Below are 18,642 nucleotides of genomic sequence, written 5' to 3' on the forward strand. Positions count from 1 at the left end.
AGGAGGGCTTAGCATGATAAAAGACTCTAAATTGATGCGACGGACCCGTCAACGCAAGTCAAGTAGCAAATTAGAAGAAGATCAACTGATTTATCTAGAACTTTATCGGCAATTGAGACAACCGGCTGCTAAGAAAAAGGTCTGTTCCATTATCACTTTTTTTCTATTTGACAATGCAATCGCGATTGCTAGTTTTCTGAATCAATTTGCGCAAATTATCCAGCAAAAAGAGCAACGGACACTATTAATTGATGCTGATTGGGAGAACGCGAAAGTGACTCAATTCTTCCAATTACAAAATAAGTGGGGGCTTAGTGACGCCTTGATTTATCCGCATCGTGACGATAGTCCATTGTATCAAATAAACAGTGCTTTATCGTTGCTACCAATTGGGACGCAGATTGACACTGAACGGCTTAATTTGAATGCGAATCAGTTGTCTACAATATTAACGAAATACCGGCAGCAATTTGATGTCATCTTGATTCAAGTTAATGCTCAACAATTTTATATGAATCATTATATATTGGAGAATCTGGATGCTGCGGTTTTGATTGTTGAAAAAGGAAAAACTGAGCGTAATCATGTGCAACAGCTCAACCAAGAACTAAGACGTAATAAAATTAACTTTGTTGGAGCGATTCTTAATGAAAAGTAACATCAATGTGGCTTTTTTAGCAGCTGGGGTTATTTTATTGGGGATGTTTCAGCCACTATTTGCCGGACTGATATTAGGAGTTTGGGGAGTATCGCTAATCTTACATCGCTGGCCTTTGGAAATGTCAGGTTTTAGCTGGTATTTATTAAGCGTTCAGGCTGCTTTTTGGGGCCCGTATCTTGCGCTTCCAGGGTGGGAACCATTATTTTTATTTCGTTTGATGATGCCGCTACATCTCATTTATTTCTTGTGCCACCAAAAGCATATGCAACTTATACATCAGGGGAAAATCCCGCTGATTGGTTTAGGTATTTGGGTTGGTACTTCAGTATTGAGTTTATCATGGAGTGATTTTCCCCACACCACGTTACTCGCTTTATATTATGAATTTGAAATTAGTTATTTCATATGTTTTTCAATTTATTATTTAAATACATTAGACCGTGTTAGACGGTTTGCCCATTATCTGGGCCTGAATTACTTCATTATTTTGAGCTATAGTCTAATTTTTGAATACATCTTAGGACAGCATTTGCGTTTCTCCAAAGCATACGCTTCAAGCTATGATATGCGGCCCACGGGGATGCTTGTTAATACCAATGATTTTGCGGTCTTTCTTGTTTTATACTATGTGATTTGGCTGATCCCGCAATTAACCAGAATTGGCCGGGGAAAAAACCAGCGATTACTGAGTCTGAAAGTAACTAGTATCTGGCTTACGTTATTTTTTTTAATCATTCAGACCAGCTCCCGCAGTGGTTTTGTGGCATTGGTCTTAGTGACATTAGTGTTAATGGGGCATATTGTTTCATTAAAAATGCGTTTGATAACCCTTTTGCTAGCGAGTTGTGTCGCTATTTTACAGTTGGTGCGGGGCCATTTGAGCATGATTAGTCTGTTATTGTTGAAGTTACAAAATACATTTATGGGAAAAATGAATTCAACACATGAACGAATGCGCATCTATCGGTATGCATTTTTTGCGATTTTAGAAAAGCCTTATGGATATGGTGCTGGCAGCTCGTTACGCCATGTCTATTATTTATTGAAAGGCTATATGAATTTACCCGAATTTAACCAGCAAAGTATGGGGATGCATAATTTTGTGTTGGCTGTTTTCTTTGAGACCGGTGTTTTGGGAGTATTAGGGATTAGCTTGCTCTTAGCGTATTACACGTATCAAGCCATTAAATTAATGCAATCTACCACAGATTACTTGGCGAGTGTGCCTTGTCTAATATTAATCTGTTTCTTTAGTGCTTCAGTGGGCAGTAGCAGTATTTTGGAGATGAGAACACTCTGGATAGCGTTTAGCTTAGGGTTGGCGCTTTTAATGAATCAGCAAACTATAAAAAGTGAGATAAGTCATGAAAAAAATGTTAATGCGGTATTATTTTCAGATGCAAAGTCGGACTAAGAAAAGAAAACAGTTAAAATTACATTACATTCTAAAAAAAACGAGTGCGGTTAATGCGCCATTAATTGTTATTTTTAGTGCTTTCCCGCGAACCGGTTATGAAGCAACCTATAACTATTTAAAAACGCTAGAAGGTATCCCGGCGCATCGTCTTTATATTTTAGATCGTTTCGGAGCACAAAAGCGTGGGACTTACTATCTAGCAAATAATGGTGATTTTACTTTGCGTTCAATGGTTCAGGAATTAATTAGGGATATTAAAATACAAGTCGGAACTCAACGTTTGATTTGTGTTGGTTCTAGTAAAGGTGGGTACGCTGCCTTGTATTATGGACATTTGATGGGGGCTGAATGTGTGATTGCTGGGGCACCACAGTATTATTTAGGCAATTACTTATCTGATCAACCTTTAAAAAAGCCAATTCTGGAAGGTGTTATGGGGAATAGTTGTCAATCAAGTATTGATTTTTTAAATCATTTATTACCGGATTTAATTACGCAGACTCCGACGTTAAAGATGATTTATTTACATTATTCGGATCAAGAACACACGTACCATGAACATATTCAAACTTTGATCGAATTACTAACCAAAAAAGAGCAACCGCTTAATTTAAACGTAGCACATTATAATGATCATCAAGCGGTTCGCCATTATTTTCCACGTTATCTACAAACTAGTTTATTATCGTTGCAACTAGGAACAAAAAAGAAGTGAGGGACGTCATTGAAAGAGTCAATATTATTATTCTTAGAATCAAAAGATGCGCGTAAATTCCACTTGCTGAAGCATTTGCTGGAAATTGGTAATGAGTGGCAAGATGGTCGTGTATTAGCTACGGAAATTGGCTGTAGTATTAAGACCTTACCTGCAATAGTTACCAGCCTAAACCAGGATTTGGCTGCTATCTATCAACCACAGGAAGCGACGATTGAACATCGCCAGCCAGGCTATCGGCTGACTAGTGGCTTAATCTCCGAACAATCTTTGTTAATTAATTATTTAGAGCAATCGATAGCTTTTGATTTTATAAAAACGTTGTTTGAGGAAAATCAACTTTCAACAGTTGAGTATTGTTTGAATCATTATTTAAGTCTAGCGACGCTAACACGTAAGCTAAATCGGATTAAACCCTATCTTATTAAATTTCAATTAGCGTTGAACATCAGTCAAGCAAAACTGATTGGACCTGAAAAACAATTACGCCATTTTTTTTACCATTTCTTTTATGATACATATCGTGATGTGAAATGGCCCTTTAGCAAATTACGACAGCAGACTATTGTAGATGAAGTCTTCAAGATTGATCAAGCTTTAAAATCTAGAGTAAACCCAGTTGAACTGGTAGGAGCGGCATATTATAATGCCGTGTTTCAAAACTAGAATCAAACAACATCATTTCATAGAAGTTAATTTTACCAATTTTGATTTAAGTCAGTTTCCAAAAATCGGTATTTATCAAGAAGTTCGGGCAAATGTCTCGTTGGGATTCAGTGTTGAAAACGAAATAGCTATCCGTGAAAGTGTCTATTTTACAATATTAATGAGTACCATTTTGTTTCCTTATAAAAGTGATTTTGCAATTGGACATGAACTAACTGATTATCGGCGGATCCATTTTCAACCCTATTATTTAGCTCAGCGGATCATTGAGCAATTAATGGTCACTTATCCCAATGAAAAAGAGTTACTTAATCAACCTAAAATTTATTATGCATTAATGCGCACAATTACGTTATCGGGTTTTTTAGTGGAAGACAATGATGATTCGGGCTGCAATCGCTTAGAACAATACTGCCGTGATTATCCGGATTTTGTGTTAGCTTTTTCGCAAATTATCAATCAAGTATTGGCCCATAATGAGTTGTTCTTGGATGCAGACCAAGTACTGACGATGATTTTAATTCAATCGCTGCCAATTTTAAATTATTATTTACCGATTAAAAAATATGAAAAATCCTTAAAAATTGGTATTTTTCAGGATAGTTTTTTGTCGGTAAAATATGTGATTCAAGAAGAAATTAGACGGAAAACAAATATTCGAATTCAGTTTTCTTCCAGTTTCGATACGAATCAACAGTATGATTTGATTATTACAAATCGAATATTTTTTGAAAGCTATACCAGAAGTTATTCGGAAAAACCCCCCGTTTTTTTTATTGACTTTCCATTAAACACTAAAATGATTAATCATCTAGTCAATAAGATTAATCAGTTAAGTGAAGAGCTGCTACATCGTGACAATGACCTGGCTAGCGGAGATTAGTAATAGCAACAGCAAGCTACTATATGTAAATGTGAAACTATTAAACCTAACGGCTTAAAAAATAGTCTTGATAATTGTATTGCGGATAGTGCTATTAAGGCACTACATTATACAAACAAGCTTGTTTTCAATTATTATTTAGTTTCGGCTATGTTTAAAAAATAATAGAAGCCTGTGGGGAAATATGTGATCGATTCAGTACTATCGCCGTTACAGCTAAAAAGGAAAGGATTATGATTTCAGTTAATGGCGCTATGTTAAAAAATTTAATAACAGGGATAATTATAATTGCTAATATTTTTAGCTAGATCGTATAAAAATGTTTAATTTTAATCATACCAAAAAAGACACCAAAATTAATTTTGATGTCTTTTTTTGAACTTATATCAATGATTTAAGACTGTTGATGGACCCGACCAGATTCGAACTGGCGACCTCCTACATGCGAAGCAGGCGCTCTCCCAACTGAGCTACGGGCCCAAATGCTCACAGAAAGTATTTTATCACTTTTGGTAAAAATAGCAAGTGACATTAATGGCGCGCTGACGTTCTAAGCTGTTTTGCTTTTTGACCACCTTTAAGAGTACGGGTTTTAAAAACGGTTTTTTGATGATCAGCGACGAATTTGAAATGTTGCATTTTACCGGCATAGGGTTGACCGCTAAGGCGAATCTTTAACCAATTTTGCATCGTTTCAATCATTTCAGTTAGTTTTGGCGCTTGTTCAGGATTGTTCTGTGCTTGTATCTCACTTGTGAGATCATTAGTGAGATAAGATAATAATTTTTGATGGTAAGCAATCAGTTCTTCTGTTAATGGCGCTTGGTTATACTGATTGAATAGTTTTTGAACGAAACGCATCGCGTCTTTGACGGTTTGTGGTTGGTAAAAGCGTTCATGATCAGGCATGATATTTTCCTTCTTCCTTCAAATTAGTATAGCGAATAATCATGTGTGCGACAACTAGTTACTTTGGTATAATAAAAATATTAGTTTTTCGGAGGTTAATAATGGTTAAACGTAAAAGTGACTGGTTCTTAGTTGGTGCGTTGGTAATGATTGCAATTTTATTTTATAGCTCGTCGATGACATACCATGAACAAACATCTGTCCCAACCTTGGCACGCTTATTGAAAAATGAACCGTTTAAAGATTGGTTAAGTCAATTTTCATTTCATTATGCAGGCAGCCAACAAAGTGTGAAAGCAGCCGGTTATTTTAAATTTGTTGAATTTTTTATCCGGAAAGGTGCTCATTTTGGCACCTATTGCTTATTAGCCGTCTTTAGCTACTTAGGATTACGGCCCCGGGTGATTGGGAGTGGGTTAACGTTTGTTTTCAGTTGGTTAGCAACCACTGGTTATGCGGCGTTTGATGAGTTTCATCAGATGTTAACTGGTGATCGGACACCGCTTTTTCAAGATGTCATGTTAGACAGTATTGGTGCATTGACTGGGATTGTGATTGTTTGCGCACTATTGTGGATTTTTAAGTTAAAAAAGAGACGATAGCCTGACTACCATTGCTTTTAGCCGGTTAATTTGCTATCATAGAAAACGACTTAGTTCCAGAATTCTATAATCGAAAAGAGGAGTTAGATATGTCAGGACATTCAAAATGGCATAATATTCAGGGCCGTAAAAACGCACAAGATGCAAAGCGCGGCAAGATTTTCCAAAAACTATCCCGTGAGCTTTTCATGGCTGCGAGAAGTGGTGGTCCTGACCCAAGTTCTAACGCCGCATTACGTTTAATTATGGATAAAGCACGTTCGGCTAACATGCCTAAAGATAATATCAAACGGGCCCTTGATAAGGCTGACGGTAGTGATGGCGCGAACTACGATGAAATTACTTATGAAGGTTATGCACCAGGTGGTGTGGCAGTCTTAGTACATGCATTAACAGATAATAAGAATCGGACCAGTTCTGACGTGCGTGTTGCATTTACACGAAATGGCGGTACAATGGGAGCTGCTGGTTCAGTGGCTTACATGTTTGATCGTCGCGGTTATATTGCGATTGCTCGTGAAGGGCTAGATGTTGACGAAGATCAGATGTTTGAAGATATTTTAGAAGCCGGTGCAGATGATTTACAAACTGCCGATGATGTATTTGAAATCTATACAGATCCTAAGGAATTAGCAAATGTCCGTGATATTCTTGAAAAGAAATACACATTGGCGAATGCTGAATTAACGATGATTCCACAAAATACGACACCAGTTGATCCAGAAAAAGTAGAACAATTTCAACATTTAGTTGATGCTTTGGAAGACAATGACGATGTTCAAGAGGTTTATACGGCTGGGGAACTTCCGGACGAAGATTAATCTGTTTAAGAAGAAACGTTGCAATTAATTGCAACGTTTCTTTTTTTGCAAAAAATATTTGGTACTTTGCGTATCTTTGGTTAGTTAGAAAGGAGGTGTAGAGATGACCAATGAGACACTAACAGTACTTTTGCAAAAATGTGTGCAAGAAAAAGCACAGGATCTCTATTTTCGCCCGATACCGACTGGGTGGGTAGTTATTGCGCGCTTGGCCACTAGGTTGCAGACACTACAAACTGTAACGGAATCTGAGGGGCATCAATGGCTCAATCAGCTGAAATATCAAGCTGGGATGGACATTAGTGAGACACGTCGCCCACAAACTGGCCGGATGTCTTTAACAGTCGAAAAGGCAATTATTTATTTACGGTTAGCAACGGTTGGCGATTTTTTAAATCGGGAAAGTCTCGTGGTACGGTTTATTTATCCCATCGGCACAACTTATCATTGTGATGATTCACAGATTTTAACACACTTAAATCGGTTGATTCAGCAGCCAGGGTTATTGCTTTTTGCGGGTCCTACTGGTTCAGGGAAAACGACTAGCCTATATTATTTAGCCGAACAGGTGATGGCAGATAAGATGGTTGTTGCGATTGAAGACCCCATTGAAATTCAACAGCCAGCGTTTTTACAGCTACAAGTGAATGAGGCCGCTGGTTTAAGTTATGCGGCATTGTTGAAAATTAGTCTGCGCTTACGCCCTGATACTTTAATTATTGGTGAAATTCGTGATTTGCAGACCGCGCAGCATGCTATTTCAGCTGCCTTAAGCGGCCATCTAGTCTTAAGCACAATTCATGCACGGAGTACGATTGGGGTAATTGATCGGCTATTGGATTTAGGTATTAGCCGGGCGCAATTAATGGCGTGTCTAGTTGGTGTTGCTTATCAATCACTGGTGGTAGATGGTCAAAAGGTCGCGGCACATTATGAATTGGCAACAGGTCAACAATTGGAGGAGGAGACATGTGAAACCACGGTTAACGGTTCAATTTAATACCGCGTTCATGTTATTACTAGGTCAACTACTGCAAAATGGATTTTCTTTACAACAAGCAATCGGGTTTATGCCGGTCGTTTTTCCAGAAAAAACAACGTGGTTTAAACAAGTCCAAACTAGTTTGGAAGCCGGCCAACGATTAGCACCGAGTTTAGCAACTGTAGCATTTCCAGCGCACCTTGTTGCCCAAATTGAATTAACAGAGTTGCAAGGGAATCTAGGCGCGTGTTTATTACATCTTGGGCAATTGCAGCAGATTCAACAAAAGCGACGTAAAGAATTAATGGGAGTCATCGCTTATCCGTGTTTTCTACTCCTCTTTTTGGGGGCACTAATTGGAATTATGCAGGTCTACCTTTTTCCAGAAATTAGTCAATTTAATCCGACTACTACTGGACCATCACTATTACAAATATTTTTTAGGCTCATTGGCTTATTAATTTTGATCATTAGTGGATCGCTAGGTTGCTATTTAATTTACTGGCATCGCCAACCACGATTAAAACGATTGACGACTGCTTTTAAATGGCCATTTATTGGTAAGTCATTACAAGCTTATTATCAATATTGTCTACTTTTTGATTTAGCAACTTGTTTGACGAATGGTTTAAATTTAGCCGCAATAAATCAACTAGCACAGCAATTAAACAAAACTTCATGGCTAGTTGAATTAATGAGCCAACTTGAAGCAACCTTAAACCAAGGGGGGACGTTACTCAACGCTTTAATGACGCAAGCTTTTTATCCCGCTGAATTGCGCTTAGTAATCGCAAAGGGAAGTTCACTACAACAGATGGCAAAAGAAGTTACTTTCCTGGCTGCTTTGAAATACGATCAGCTTCAGCAACAACTTAAACAGAAGGTAAATTGGTTGCAACCTTTGTTGTTTATCTTAATTGGAATCATCATAATTTGTACGTATCTCAGTATTTTGTTGCCGCTGTATCATACAATGGAGGGAATTTCATGAAGAAGAAAAGAAATGCTTTTACATTAATTGAAATGGTTGTCGTACTAGCTGTGATATCGCTCCTAGTATTGTTAATTGCCCCTAATTTAATGTCCCAAAGAAGTAGTGCTGAAAATAAGACAGACACTGCACTTATTGCAACCATTCAAACACAAGTAGAATTGGCTGAAGAAGATAATCAGCCGGCTGCTAGTTTGAAAGATTTGGCTGCGGGTCATTATTTAAGTGAACGGCAAGTTGAACATGCAGAAAAACGGGGGATAACGATCAAAGGACATGAAGTTGTTAAAAATTCAAAATAAGGCATTCACCTTAATTGAAACCTGTGTCGTCTTATTTATTATCGGCTTAATCAGTTTATTTGCGATGCAACAAATGCATAACTATCGAGCACGACAGGCTGAACGATTGTTCTTTGAACGATTTGAAGCCACCTGGCATGCGACCCGGGAGTATGTTGCCGTAGAGCCACACAATGTACGCTTATCTTGGAATCAAGCTGAGCATACCTTGCGTTATACAAGTGCTGATCCACAATATCGGAATATGAATGTTCCGATTCCAGTAACACTTATCTGTGTGAATCCGAATGCTTGGTTTAATATCAAATTCAATCATGACTCAGGAACAAAACCACAGACGCTAATTTGTCAGTCTAAAATTGATGGCCATCGGTATGAGTACCGGGTCCAGATGATGTGGGGGATGCTACATGTTAAGACGTAGACCGGCTTTTTTATTAATTGAACAAACAGTAGCGTTAGGGCTTTTAATAGTCGGAGTATTCATTTTAACGACAAGTCTGAGCCAGTTTAAAGCACATCAGGTATGCCGACGAACGAATACTGCTGAACAAGCAGTGATTGCCATGACTGCTAATCGTTTGGTACATCATCTACCCGATCAAACGCAATGGCAATTGCACCGACAAACGTATCAAGTAGCAATTAAAAACCAGACAATTAATGTCACGAGTGAAACAGGTGAGCAAGTTGCGGTTAAATGGCATTGTTACTAAACGATCAGGTTTTACATTAATTGAAATGGTTGTGGCTTTGACCATTCTTATTTTAAGCAGTCAATTACTATTAGCGACAGTCAAGACATTGAGACAGACGACCCAGTTGACGCAAATGGAACGGCAAAATATCAATTGGCACATCAGTATGATTGAGCTTGATCGCTTCTTGGATGATGCAAAATTTGCGTCGCTTGAATATGTAGGGTATGGACAGCAATTAACAATTGTTAAACAATCAAAACGGAGGTATACCGTGACGAAAGTCAAAAAAGAGTTAGTTGTTTCGAGTGCTGATAATGGTTACATGCCCTTGTTAGATGGGGTAACACGTTTAAAAATGACGTACCATGAACCATTCATACAACTCGAAATTCACTTAAGGGATGGTGCCGTTTATCAACATGAATGTTTTTTGGAGGCGTACCATGAAACAAAAAAGTCTAACTAAAAAGCCGGCAGTGGCGTTGTTGAATGCAGTTTTGATGTTAAGCTTAGTGACGAGTGCTTTGTTGATTATAACTAATAGTTATCAACAACAGCAACGTAGTTACCTAAGCCTAAGCAATTATTATCAAGTACAAACGCTACTTAAATTGACGCTTCAGGAACGACAAAAAAAGCCGATTAACGGAATTCGGGCCAATACCGGCAAGAGTCGGATTGACCACCAACATAAACAAATCATCATTGAATTAAGGAACGGCTATCAGAAACAGTTTCCAGATGAGTATGAAATAGATCAATTATAAGATTTACCATTTGATAAAGCGCTTACCGTGATTTATAATGCTAGATATAACCACCTGTATGACTTGCTTTGCTATTAGAATACCGCTAGAATATAACAGGAATCTAATGAATAGAGGTAGGTGGCTATTTTGCCTAAGAGTGCTGTAGAAACGTTGTTTGATCAATTAGACCAAACAGCACAATTAATTGAAAAGAATTTAGAAACAACTTATTTGGACGCACTCACCGAGACAATTGCGAATATTGCGGATGGTGGTCGGGTTAAAGTTGAAGCAGGACTACCTGATGTTCAGACCATTGCCCAATTAGAACCATTATATGCGGCGGTTAAGTTAAGTCAATTTGATGCAGAAGAGATCCGCCAAGCATTACAACTGGCAACGCTTAAGGGCCTACGTCAAGTTAAAGTAGAACCAAATAAACAGATGACGCCGGATGCGATTGGCTATTTAGTGGCCTATTTGGCAGAGGTTTTCGGTGGTGCCAATCAAATTAAGACTGTTTTGGACCCAGTTGTTGGGACTGGGAATTTATTAGCAACGGTCATTAATCATATTCAGAAATTAACTGGCAATTCGGTTCAAGGTTTTGGTGTGGATAATGACGATAGTCTGTTGGAAATTGCAGGCATTAGTAGTGAGTTGCAAAAGCATAAGGCAACCTTCTTTCACCAAGATGCGCTGGATCCCTTGTTAATCAAACCGGTGGATATTGCAGTGGCTGATTTACCCATTGGATTTTATCCGATTGATGAACGGGCTGCCGATTTTGAGACGCATGCAGTTAAGGGTCATTCATTTGCCCATCATTTACTGATTGAACAAACGATGCATTATGTGAAAGATGGTGGTTATGGCTTTTTCTTAGTCCCCAATGTTATTTTGGAAACGGACGAAGCTAAGCAATTGATTAAATGGGTGACAAAGCACGTCTATTTACAGGGGCTCTTGAGTTTGCCAACGAACTTATTTAAGACTAAAGCGGGTCAAAAGGCGATTTTAGTACTTCAAAAACAAGGTTCTGATGCTAGACAAGCCCAACAAGTTTTATTAGGTGAGTTCCCCAATTCTAATGATCAAAAGGCATTTGCAACGTATCTACAGAAAATTCGGACTTGGCAAAAAGAAAACTTACAATAATCGAATGGAAAAGGTGATTGAATGACAAAAGTATTAGCAATTAATGCTGGTAGTTCTACGCTTAAATGGAAGCTATTTATCATGCCTGAAGAACAAGTTATTGCCCAAGGGATGGTTGATCGGCTCGGTTTATCGGATTCGGTTTTTACCGTTAAATATGGTAGCGGGCAAAAATTTTCAATAACCCAAGACATTAAGACCCAAGATGTTGCGGTTAATCTGTTATTGGAAAAGTTAATTGAATTTAAGATTATCAGTAACTATCATGAAATTAGTGGGATTGGCCATCGGGTTGTTGCCGGTGGTGAAGATTTCAAGACTTCGGTATTGATTGACGATCAATCATTAAATCGAATTGAGGAACTTTCAGAATATGCACCGTTGCATAATCCAGCGGAAGCAGGGGTCATTCGGGCATTTCGCAGTATCTTACCAGATGTACCACAGGTTGCAGTTTTTGATACCTCTTTTCACACAACGATGCCGGCGGAAAATTATCTTTACAGTCTCCCACTCGAATATTACCGTAAGTATGGGGCACGAAAATATGGGGCCCATGGGACCAGTCATCGTTATGTTTCCCACCGTGCTGCTGAAATATTAGGCAAACCATTGGAAGAATTAAAGATGATCACCATGCATCTTGGTAGTGGTGTTTCAGTGACCGCGATTAAAGACGGTAAATCGTTGGATACATCCATGGGCTTTACACCACTTGCAGGGGTGACAATGAGTACGCGTTCAGGGGATATTGACGCATCACTCGTTGCATTTTTAATGGAAAAATTAAATATTAAAGATCCAGCAGAAATGATCGATATTTTGAATACTAAATCAGGTATTTATGGGATTTCTGGATTATCTCCTGATATGCGCGATCTTGAAAAAACGCGTGAAGAACGACCAGAATCACAATTAGCAATTGATATCTTCGTTAACCGTTTAATCAAGTATGTTGGTTCATACGTTGCAATTATGGGGGGGCTTGATGTCTTAGTGATTACAGCCGGCATGGGTGAAGGTGACATCTTAATGCGCCAACGCATTGCCGATCGCTTGAGTTTCTTTGGCGTTAAAGTTGATCCAGAACGCAATAATGTAATGGCTCAAGAACGCGTCATCAGTGCTGACGATTCTCGCGTTAAAGTATTGTTAGTACCAACTAATGAAGAAGTAATGATTGCCAGAGACGTTGTTGAAATTGGCCACGTCTAAGGCATCAGTTAAAATGACCAGCGTATGGCTGGTCATTTTTTAGTGGAGGGAATGGGAATATGACAGGTTTTACATTATTTTATGGCTTATTGGCAATTGCCTTGCTCATTATCTGGCTGATTGTTGAAACGAAAATGGTTTGGCGCGCAAAACGGAATCGACTATGGACGATTTTTTTATGTTGTGCTGGAGTCCTCTTACTAGGTTTAACGTTAGTGATGGGCAGAACGCTCAGCGATCAAATCACAGGTATCGGCTCGGTTGTAATTTTAATTGTGATTGCTTTTTGGCCCCGTGGTTTAACCAAAACAAGTTTGATTGCAAACTTAAATACTATTCGTCAATTTGCAGCGATTTCTAAGATTGAATTACTAACGCAAGGTGACTTAGTCGAAGCTTGTTTTTATGTCGGTGAAATTCGGATTGCCAAGTTGCGCTTTAAAACGACAGTAGAAAAATTACAAACCTTTTTAAAAGACCGGTTTCCTAAGAAACGCTTAGTGGTGAAATAGGGTTAAAGTCTTTCATATTACTGGCTGATATGCTAAACTAGTATTTGCATATCGGGGCCGTTACGGATTCGACATGTGTAGGTGAGCGTGAATTGCACTTCGTAGGTTACGTCTACGTTAATAACGTTACAGTTTATTATAACTGCAAACAATAACAATTCTTACGCTGTAGCTGCCTAAACACCAGCATAGCGTGATCCGCCTGACTTCACCCAAGGGTTAGATCCGGGTCTCAAATTAATTGGGTTACGTTAAACACTGCCGTTTGAGATGTTTAAAAGAGATTTACAAACTAGCTAGTTCATCCGAGCCTTTGTCGGACGGCGTTTTGGACTAGCGAACTTCTAAATTGTGCGACTATGAGTGTAGAGATTGACGTGGCGATGCGCATGGACGCGGGTTCAACCCCCGCCGGCTCCATTAAATAACAAACGTTAAGCAATATTAATTGTTGTTTAACCAGGACGATTAACATTACCGTAACGATGTTAATCGTTTTTATTTTCTCTAAAAAACAAAAGCGGATTGTGACAAATGCAATGAACGCCTTGAGTTAGATTTTGCAACTCGAGGCGTTCACTGCATAGTAAGTATTTTAAATGTCTTTCTTATGGGGACCAGTAAATGCGTTCGCTTTTACGGAGCAGGCTTGTTATAATTTAAAGGATAGTTAGAGGAAGTAGGGACAATAAATGGATTACGCAGAAATGTTAGATCGGCAAAAACACATTCGTAACTTTTCGATCATCGCGCATATTGATCATGGTAAATCAACATTAGCTGATCGAATTCTTGAGATGACGGATACGATTGCCAAGCGCGACATGCAAGCGCAAGTCTTAGATGATATGGAATTAGAGCGTGAGCGTGGGATTACCATTAAATTAAACGCGGTGGAATTACATTATCAAGCTCAAGATGGTGAAACATATATTTTTCATCTAATTGATACGCCAGGACATGTGGATTTTTCGTACGAAGTGTCACGGAGTTTAGCAGCTTGCGAAGGGGCTTTATTAGTTGTTGATGCGGCCCAAGGGGTTGAAGCGCAAACGTTAGCCAATGTATACTTGGCAATTGATGATGATTTAGAAATCGTGCCGGTCATCAATAAAATTGATTTACCGTCCGCACAACCAGACGTTGTTAAAGCAGAGATTGAAGAAATGATTGGCTTGGATGCTTCAGAAGCCGTGCTGGCTAGCGCTAAGAGTGGGATTGGCATTGAAGAAATCTTAGAAAAACTGGTAACCGACGTGCCAGCCCCAACTGGTGATTTAAAGGCCCCATTGAAGGCGCTCATTTTCGATTCAATCTACGATAGTTATCGCGGTGTTGTGTTAAATGTACGTGTCTTTGACGGAATGGTTAAAGTTGGCGATAAGATTCGTTTAATGAATAATGGGAAAGAATTCGAAGTCACTGAAGTCGGTGTGATGTCGCCCAAAGCCGTTAAACGGGACTTCTTAATGGTTGGCGATGTGGGGTACATTACGGCCAGCATCAAGACGATTCAAGATACGCGTGTTGGGGATACTGTGACACTTGCTGACAATCCAGCAGCAAAAGCCCTTGATGGTTACCGACACATTCAACCAATGGTTTATTCTGGGATGTATCCCGTGGATAACGCGAAGTTTAATGACTTACGCGAAGCCTTGGAAAAATTACAATTAAACGATGCGGCCTTAGAATTTGAGCCTGAATCTTCACAAGCGTTGGGCTTTGGGTTCCGATGTGGTTTCTTAGGGCTGTTACACATGGATGTGGTTCAAGAACGGTTAGAACGGGAATTCAACCTTGATTTAATCATGACCGCACCATCAGTAGATTATCATGTTGATTTAACCGATGGAACTGAAGTCGTAATTGATAACCCATCAGAAATGCCAGAAACATCAAATATTTCTGAGGTTAAAGAACCGTATGTTAAAGCCTCTATCATGGTTCCCAACGATTACGTTGGGGCCGTCATGGAATTGGCGCAACGCAAGCGGGGCGAGTTCGTTACCATGGATTATTTAGATACTTATCGGGTTAATGTTATCTATAATATGCCATTATCTGAAATCATTTTTGATTTCTTTGATGACTTGAAATCAAATACGAAGGGCTACGCCTCATTCGATTATGAAGTAACAGGTTATCGACCAAGTGATCTTGTGAAGATGGATATTCTATTGAACGGCGAATCCGTCGATGCCTTGAGCTTCATTGTGCACCGTGATTTTGCCTTTGAACGGGGCAAAGCAATTGTTAGCAAGTTGAAAGAGACTATTCCGCGTCAACAATTTGAAGTGCCAATCCAAGCGGCCATTGGTAATAAGGTAATAGCCCGTTCAACAGTTAAAGCCTTTCGAAAAAACGTGCTTGCCAAGTGTTATGGCGGAGATATTACCCGAAAACGTAAGTTATTAGAAAAGCAAAAAGCCGGTAAGAAACGAATGAAATCTGTGGGATCAGTAGAGGTTCCACAAGAAGCCTTCATGTCCATTTTGAAGATGAATGATGAAGATACTAAAGGTAAATAAAAAAGACGTACTTGAAATGACCTTAAAGGACCCCAAGAAAGTTTGATGTTATCTAACTTTCTCGGGGTCCTTTTTGTGTCTAAATACTCTTTTGAATTAAAGAAAACTATTGTATCCGAATACCCATCTAAAACAACTAGCTCCCGAAAACTTGAAAAAAGTATGATATTGATCGAAATGCTATCAGAAGTTGAATCTATCGAGTGAGCCTTCATAGCATAGAATCCTTATTGCTCAACCGGGCAAAGCCTATATATAATTGAATTAAATAATTTAAGCTTTCATACAACTGCTGCAAGGTTTGGACTAGTACCTAGTTCCGTTTACCAGTGGCTGATAAAATTAAAGCAAGATCTTCATTTAACAAGGATGAAACTAGCTGTTTCAAAAAACTAGCGGCCTTAGCGATACTAAACAAACAAATAAAGAATTAGCTAATGTCGTGCAATCGTTAAGGCGTAAATATTCTTTAGAAGGCTTACTTAGCTACGTAAATTTAAATAGAAAGACTTCTTATTATCACTTGCAACATCAGGGAGATGTTACTCAGATCAATATACTAGGGACTAAAATATATTTAGCAGCAATAATTGATTTGTACAGTAAAGAAGTATTGGCATACGATATTCGAACTTCACCAATTATGTATCAATCAGTTACTTATGAAATCGCCAAGTAATATTAAAGCTAGCCTACACAGCCAATCAAGGAATCTTGTATCAACATCAGATTATCAAAAGTGTTTGAATGAAAATACCTTGACTCAGAGTATGTCTCGCAAAGCAACTTGTTTAGATAATGCATCAATAGAGAGTTTTTTTTATATTGTAATTTTTCAAGAATTAAAACAAAACCAGGTTGTAAAATTCCGGTTAAACACCAAATTTTTACAACCCAGAAAACTGTTTTTTTAGCTATTGAAGCAGGCTAATGATCTTTAAGAAAATCATTAACAGGATGATACTGACCCAGAAGAGAATATTGGATTTTTTCTGCAGGTGACGGTCCTTTTTTTGTTGAGCGATTAATAAGATAATCGATGAGCTTAAAACGCCGACGGCTGCGACGAGCACAATGCATGATAGCACTAAATATTGACCAGTTGACATGGTGAGACTCCTTTTAATGAATAGTCCTAAGAAGCAGTATAGCAAAGAAATCACCAAGCGAAAACAGTGATTAATCAAATGGAAGTGCTATAATGACCGGAGTAAAGTGAAAATGGAGGATGACAAGATGCAAGCAACTCACTTATTAAGTAAAACGGTCATACGTGCGCAAGAGCGCTTATTGGAGACACTCGCCCCAATGACAGTCGAAGCGGCCAATACAATGCCGCAGCCGTTAATTAAATCAGTTACCTGGTTGGTATGGCATACTGCTCGTGAATTGGATTATCAGATTGCTGATTTAAAGGGAACTAAGCCATTGTGGTTGAGTGCTGGATGGACGCAAAAATTCGCGCTAGATTTGCCAGATGATACTCAAGACTGGTCACATTCACCAAAAGAGGCAGCGAAAGTAGTAGTTGCTGATAAAGCTTTGTTAGTTGGTTATTTGGCCGATGCAATGCAATTGACAACCGATTATCTGGCGGAAATCACTGCAGATGCCTTAACGGATATTATTGATGAAGATTGGACACCGGCAGTTACTCGTGAAGCACGATTAGTTTCAATTGTTGATGATGCAATTATGCATTCTGGACAAGCTGTTTATACTAGAAGAATAGTGATTGGAAAATAAATAAGAGCGTTGCCGAAAATTATCTGTTTTCAGCGGCGCTCTTTCAGTTGATTGGCAGAAATCAATACAGAACATTGCATCATGGATGCTCAATCATATGCTATCTAGAAAAGAAATTTAAATACTATTTTAGGAATCTCGCAAGGTGAGCCTTTTTTTATTAATCGTAATATTTAACTGCGGTGCCATAAGCAGCAACTGATTGCATATCTGTTCCGATGGCACCAGAATCAAAGCGCATCATCACAACTGCATCAGCCCCCATAGCAAGTGCGTTTTGCCGCAGTCGGTCGATTGCGACATCGCGTGATTCAGTCATCATTTCGGTGTAAGCTTTGATTTCGCCACCGACGACATTTTTCAATGATGCGCCAATGTTTTTGAAGACGTTCTTGGATTGAGTGGTTAGACCAAATACTTCACCGAGCACTTCATAATGTTTGCCGGGAATGGTTTCGGTCGTAGTGATGAGAATTGGATTTGTCATAATTAAAGCTCCTTTAGAAGAATAGGATTAACAATAATGTGATTAAAGCCGGTAAACCTTGTAAAAAGAAAATTTTCTTGGTTGCGGTAAATGTGCCATAAAGGGCAACAATGAAGATGTAAAGCATCAATAATGCGAGCACTATATTAAGTGTTTGACCGGCCAATAGAAGATTAACCATAATAATTACAGCCCCCAACATCCCATTATAAATACCTTGGTTGGCAAGTGCTACCCGGGCGTTTGGCAATTTGACAAAATTCAAGGGCATGTCAAAGGCTTTTGCTTTGGTTTGGTCGTCACCAAACATTTCCAGGCCCATGATACCAATATGTTCGATGGCGATTAAATAAGATAATGTTACAATTAGTGTGCGCATAGGTAATCCTCCTCAGTAGTGGCTTCATTGTAACAAAAACAGCATGATTCGTCCAAATTAGGTAATCAAAAAACACGCCAGATGATATCTGGCGTGTCGATATAGCCTCATTAATTACGGTCGGTATACCCGTCAGGATGATTTAAGTGCCAATTCCAGGCGGTTTCAATAATTGCTTCCATATTGTCATATTCAGGGGTCCAACCGAGCATTTC

At 38.8% G+C, this 18,642-nt stretch carries 23 protein-coding genes, 1 tRNA gene, 1 other RNA gene and 2 pseudogenes; 21 read left to right on the forward strand and 6 right to left on the reverse strand.

Annotated features, from left to right (window positions below; translation table 11 throughout):
- Window positions 1-13: 13 nt before the first annotated feature.
- Genes FC90_RS08370 through FC90_RS08390 form a run of 5 tightly spaced genes read left to right on the forward strand, consistent with a single transcriptional unit; the run spans window position 14 to window position 4,342 of the window.
- Entirely contained in the window at window positions 14-658 is a 645-nt protein-coding gene (locus FC90_RS08370; RefSeq protein WP_057908782.1) for a P-loop NTPase family protein, read from the forward strand.
- A complete protein-coding gene (locus FC90_RS08375; RefSeq protein ID WP_057908783.1) occupies window positions 648-2,075 on the forward strand; it encodes an O-antigen ligase family protein in 1,428 nt (475 codons plus the stop codon). The genes FC90_RS08370 and FC90_RS08375 overlap by 11 nt, the downstream gene beginning before the upstream one ends.
- A complete protein-coding gene (locus FC90_RS08380; protein WP_057908784.1) occupies window positions 2,026-2,793 on the forward strand; it encodes an accessory Sec system protein Asp2 in 768 nt (255 codons plus the stop codon). The genes FC90_RS08375 and FC90_RS08380 overlap by 50 nt, the downstream gene beginning before the upstream one ends.
- Window positions 2,794-2,802: 9 nt before the next feature.
- Complete coding sequence (locus FC90_RS08385) at window positions 2,803-3,459, forward strand: helix-turn-helix domain-containing protein (protein ID WP_057908785.1); 657 nt, start codon at window positions 2,803-2,805, stop codon at window positions 3,457-3,459.
- Window positions 3,440-4,342 carry a hypothetical protein gene (locus FC90_RS08390; protein WP_057908786.1) on the forward strand — a complete coding sequence of 301 codons (903 nt, stop codon included), beginning with the start codon at window positions 3,440-3,442 and terminating at the stop codon, window positions 4,340-4,342. Before FC90_RS08385 ends, FC90_RS08390 begins: the two co-directional genes overlap by 20 nt.
- Before the next feature lie 407 nt (window positions 4,343-4,749).
- Here FC90_RS08390 and FC90_RS08395 read toward each other — a convergent pair.
- Both FC90_RS08395 and FC90_RS08400 read right to left on the reverse strand, forming a co-directional pair.
- A tRNA-Ala gene (locus FC90_RS08395) sits at window positions 4,750-4,822 on the reverse strand.
- Between the two features lie 51 nt (window positions 4,823-4,873).
- Window positions 4,874-5,251, reverse strand: coding sequence for a hypothetical protein (locus FC90_RS08400; RefSeq protein ID WP_057908787.1), 378 nt, complete (start codon window positions 5,249-5,251; stop codon window positions 4,874-4,876).
- 101 nt (window positions 5,252-5,352) lie between these two features.
- On the opposite strand from FC90_RS08400, the gene FC90_RS08405 reads away from it, so the two are divergent.
- The 15 genes and pseudogenes from FC90_RS08405 to FC90_RS09650 form a co-directional block, all read left to right on the forward strand.
- Window positions 5,353-5,853: a VanZ family protein gene (locus FC90_RS08405; protein WP_057908788.1), complete on the forward strand. Its 501-nt coding sequence runs from the start codon at window positions 5,353-5,355 to the stop codon at window positions 5,851-5,853.
- An 89-nt stretch (window positions 5,854-5,942) separates the two neighbouring features.
- Complete coding sequence (locus FC90_RS08410; RefSeq protein ID WP_057908789.1) at window positions 5,943-6,674, forward strand: YebC/PmpR family DNA-binding transcriptional regulator; 732 nt, start codon at window positions 5,943-5,945, stop codon at window positions 6,672-6,674.
- 103 nt (window positions 6,675-6,777) lie between these two features.
- Window positions 6,778-7,674 (forward strand): competence type IV pilus ATPase ComGA, encoded by an 897-nt coding sequence (gene comGA, locus FC90_RS08415; protein ID WP_057908790.1) that lies wholly within the window; start codon window positions 6,778-6,780, stop codon window positions 7,672-7,674.
- Window positions 7,646-8,647, forward strand: a complete 1,002-nt coding sequence (locus tag FC90_RS08420) for a type II secretion system F family protein (RefSeq protein ID WP_057908791.1) — start codon at window positions 7,646-7,648, stop codon at window positions 8,645-8,647. The genes comGA and FC90_RS08420 overlap by 29 nt, the downstream gene beginning before the upstream one ends.
- On the forward strand, window positions 8,644-8,949 hold the full coding sequence (comGC, locus tag FC90_RS08425) for a competence type IV pilus major pilin ComGC (RefSeq protein WP_057908792.1): 306 nt from the start codon (window positions 8,644-8,646) through the stop codon (window positions 8,947-8,949). The genes FC90_RS08420 and comGC overlap by 4 nt, the downstream gene beginning before the upstream one ends.
- The gene (locus tag FC90_RS08430; RefSeq protein ID WP_162258690.1) at window positions 8,930-9,373 is read left to right on the forward strand and encodes a type II secretion system protein; all 444 of its coding nucleotides are present in this window, start codon (window positions 8,930-8,932) and stop codon (window positions 9,371-9,373) included. Before comGC ends, FC90_RS08430 begins: the two co-directional genes overlap by 20 nt.
- Window positions 9,360-9,665: a hypothetical protein gene (locus FC90_RS08435; protein WP_057908794.1), complete on the forward strand. Its 306-nt coding sequence runs from the start codon at window positions 9,360-9,362 to the stop codon at window positions 9,663-9,665. Before FC90_RS08430 ends, FC90_RS08435 begins: the two co-directional genes overlap by 14 nt.
- Window positions 9,631-10,116, forward strand: a complete 486-nt coding sequence (locus tag FC90_RS08440; RefSeq protein WP_162258691.1) for a ComGF family competence protein — start codon at window positions 9,631-9,633, stop codon at window positions 10,114-10,116. Before FC90_RS08435 ends, FC90_RS08440 begins: the two co-directional genes overlap by 35 nt.
- Window positions 10,094-10,417 carry a hypothetical protein gene (locus FC90_RS08445; RefSeq protein ID WP_057908796.1) on the forward strand — a complete coding sequence of 108 codons (324 nt, stop codon included), beginning with the start codon at window positions 10,094-10,096 and terminating at the stop codon, window positions 10,415-10,417. Before FC90_RS08440 ends, FC90_RS08445 begins: the two co-directional genes overlap by 23 nt.
- A 120-nt stretch (window positions 10,418-10,537) precedes the next feature.
- The gene (locus FC90_RS08450) at window positions 10,538-11,557 is read left to right on the forward strand and encodes a class I SAM-dependent methyltransferase (RefSeq protein WP_226789480.1); all 1,020 of its coding nucleotides are present in this window, start codon (window positions 10,538-10,540) and stop codon (window positions 11,555-11,557) included.
- A gap of 21 nt (window positions 11,558-11,578) precedes the next feature.
- Complete coding sequence (locus tag FC90_RS08455; RefSeq protein WP_057908798.1) at window positions 11,579-12,772, forward strand: acetate/propionate family kinase; 1,194 nt, start codon at window positions 11,579-11,581, stop codon at window positions 12,770-12,772.
- Window positions 12,773-12,831: 59 nt separating this feature from the next.
- Window positions 12,832-13,284 (forward strand): hypothetical protein, encoded by a 453-nt coding sequence (locus FC90_RS08460; protein ID WP_057908799.1) that lies wholly within the window; start codon window positions 12,832-12,834, stop codon window positions 13,282-13,284.
- Between the two features lie 53 nt (window positions 13,285-13,337).
- Window positions 13,338-13,707: a transfer-messenger RNA gene (gene ssrA / locus FC90_RS09125) on the forward strand.
- 269 nt (window positions 13,708-13,976) lie between these two features.
- Window positions 13,977-15,815, forward strand: a complete 1,839-nt coding sequence (gene lepA / locus FC90_RS08465; RefSeq protein WP_057908800.1) for a translation elongation factor 4 — start codon at window positions 13,977-13,979, stop codon at window positions 15,813-15,815.
- A 731-nt stretch (window positions 15,816-16,546) separates the two neighbouring features.
- A pseudogene (locus tag FC90_RS09650) lies at window positions 16,547-16,645 on the forward strand (transposase); the annotation flags it as partial.
- Between the two features lie 84 nt (window positions 16,646-16,729).
- On the opposite strand, the gene FC90_RS08470 reads toward FC90_RS09650, so the two are convergent.
- Entirely contained in the window at window positions 16,730-16,924 is a 195-nt protein-coding gene (locus tag FC90_RS08470; RefSeq protein WP_057908801.1) for a hypothetical protein, read from the reverse strand.
- A gap of 127 nt (window positions 16,925-17,051) precedes the next feature.
- Between FC90_RS08470 and FC90_RS08475 the strand changes: the two genes are divergently transcribed.
- Complete coding sequence (locus FC90_RS08475; RefSeq protein ID WP_057908802.1) at window positions 17,052-17,561, forward strand: DinB family protein; 510 nt, start codon at window positions 17,052-17,054, stop codon at window positions 17,559-17,561.
- A gap of 160 nt (window positions 17,562-17,721) precedes the next feature.
- Here FC90_RS08475 and FC90_RS08480 read toward each other — a convergent pair whose 3' ends face one another.
- From FC90_RS08480 to FC90_RS09525, 3 genes and pseudogenes are all read right to left on the reverse strand, one after another.
- Window positions 17,722-18,048, reverse strand: coding sequence for a heavy metal-binding domain-containing protein (locus tag FC90_RS08480; protein ID WP_057908803.1), 327 nt, complete (start codon window positions 18,046-18,048; stop codon window positions 17,722-17,724).
- A 13-nt stretch (window positions 18,049-18,061) separates the two neighbouring features.
- Window positions 18,062-18,427 carry a DUF1304 domain-containing protein gene (locus FC90_RS08485; RefSeq protein ID WP_057908804.1) on the reverse strand — a complete coding sequence of 122 codons (366 nt, stop codon included), beginning with the start codon at window positions 18,425-18,427 and terminating at the stop codon, window positions 18,062-18,064.
- A 110-nt stretch (window positions 18,428-18,537) separates the two neighbouring features.
- A pseudogene (locus FC90_RS09525) lies at window positions 18,538-18,642 on the reverse strand (UDP-glucose 4-epimerase GalE); the annotation flags it as partial.

Source organism: Latilactobacillus graminis DSM 20719 (genome assembly GCF_001436415.1).
Classification (GTDB): domain Bacteria; phylum Bacillota; class Bacilli; order Lactobacillales; family Lactobacillaceae; genus Latilactobacillus; species Latilactobacillus graminis.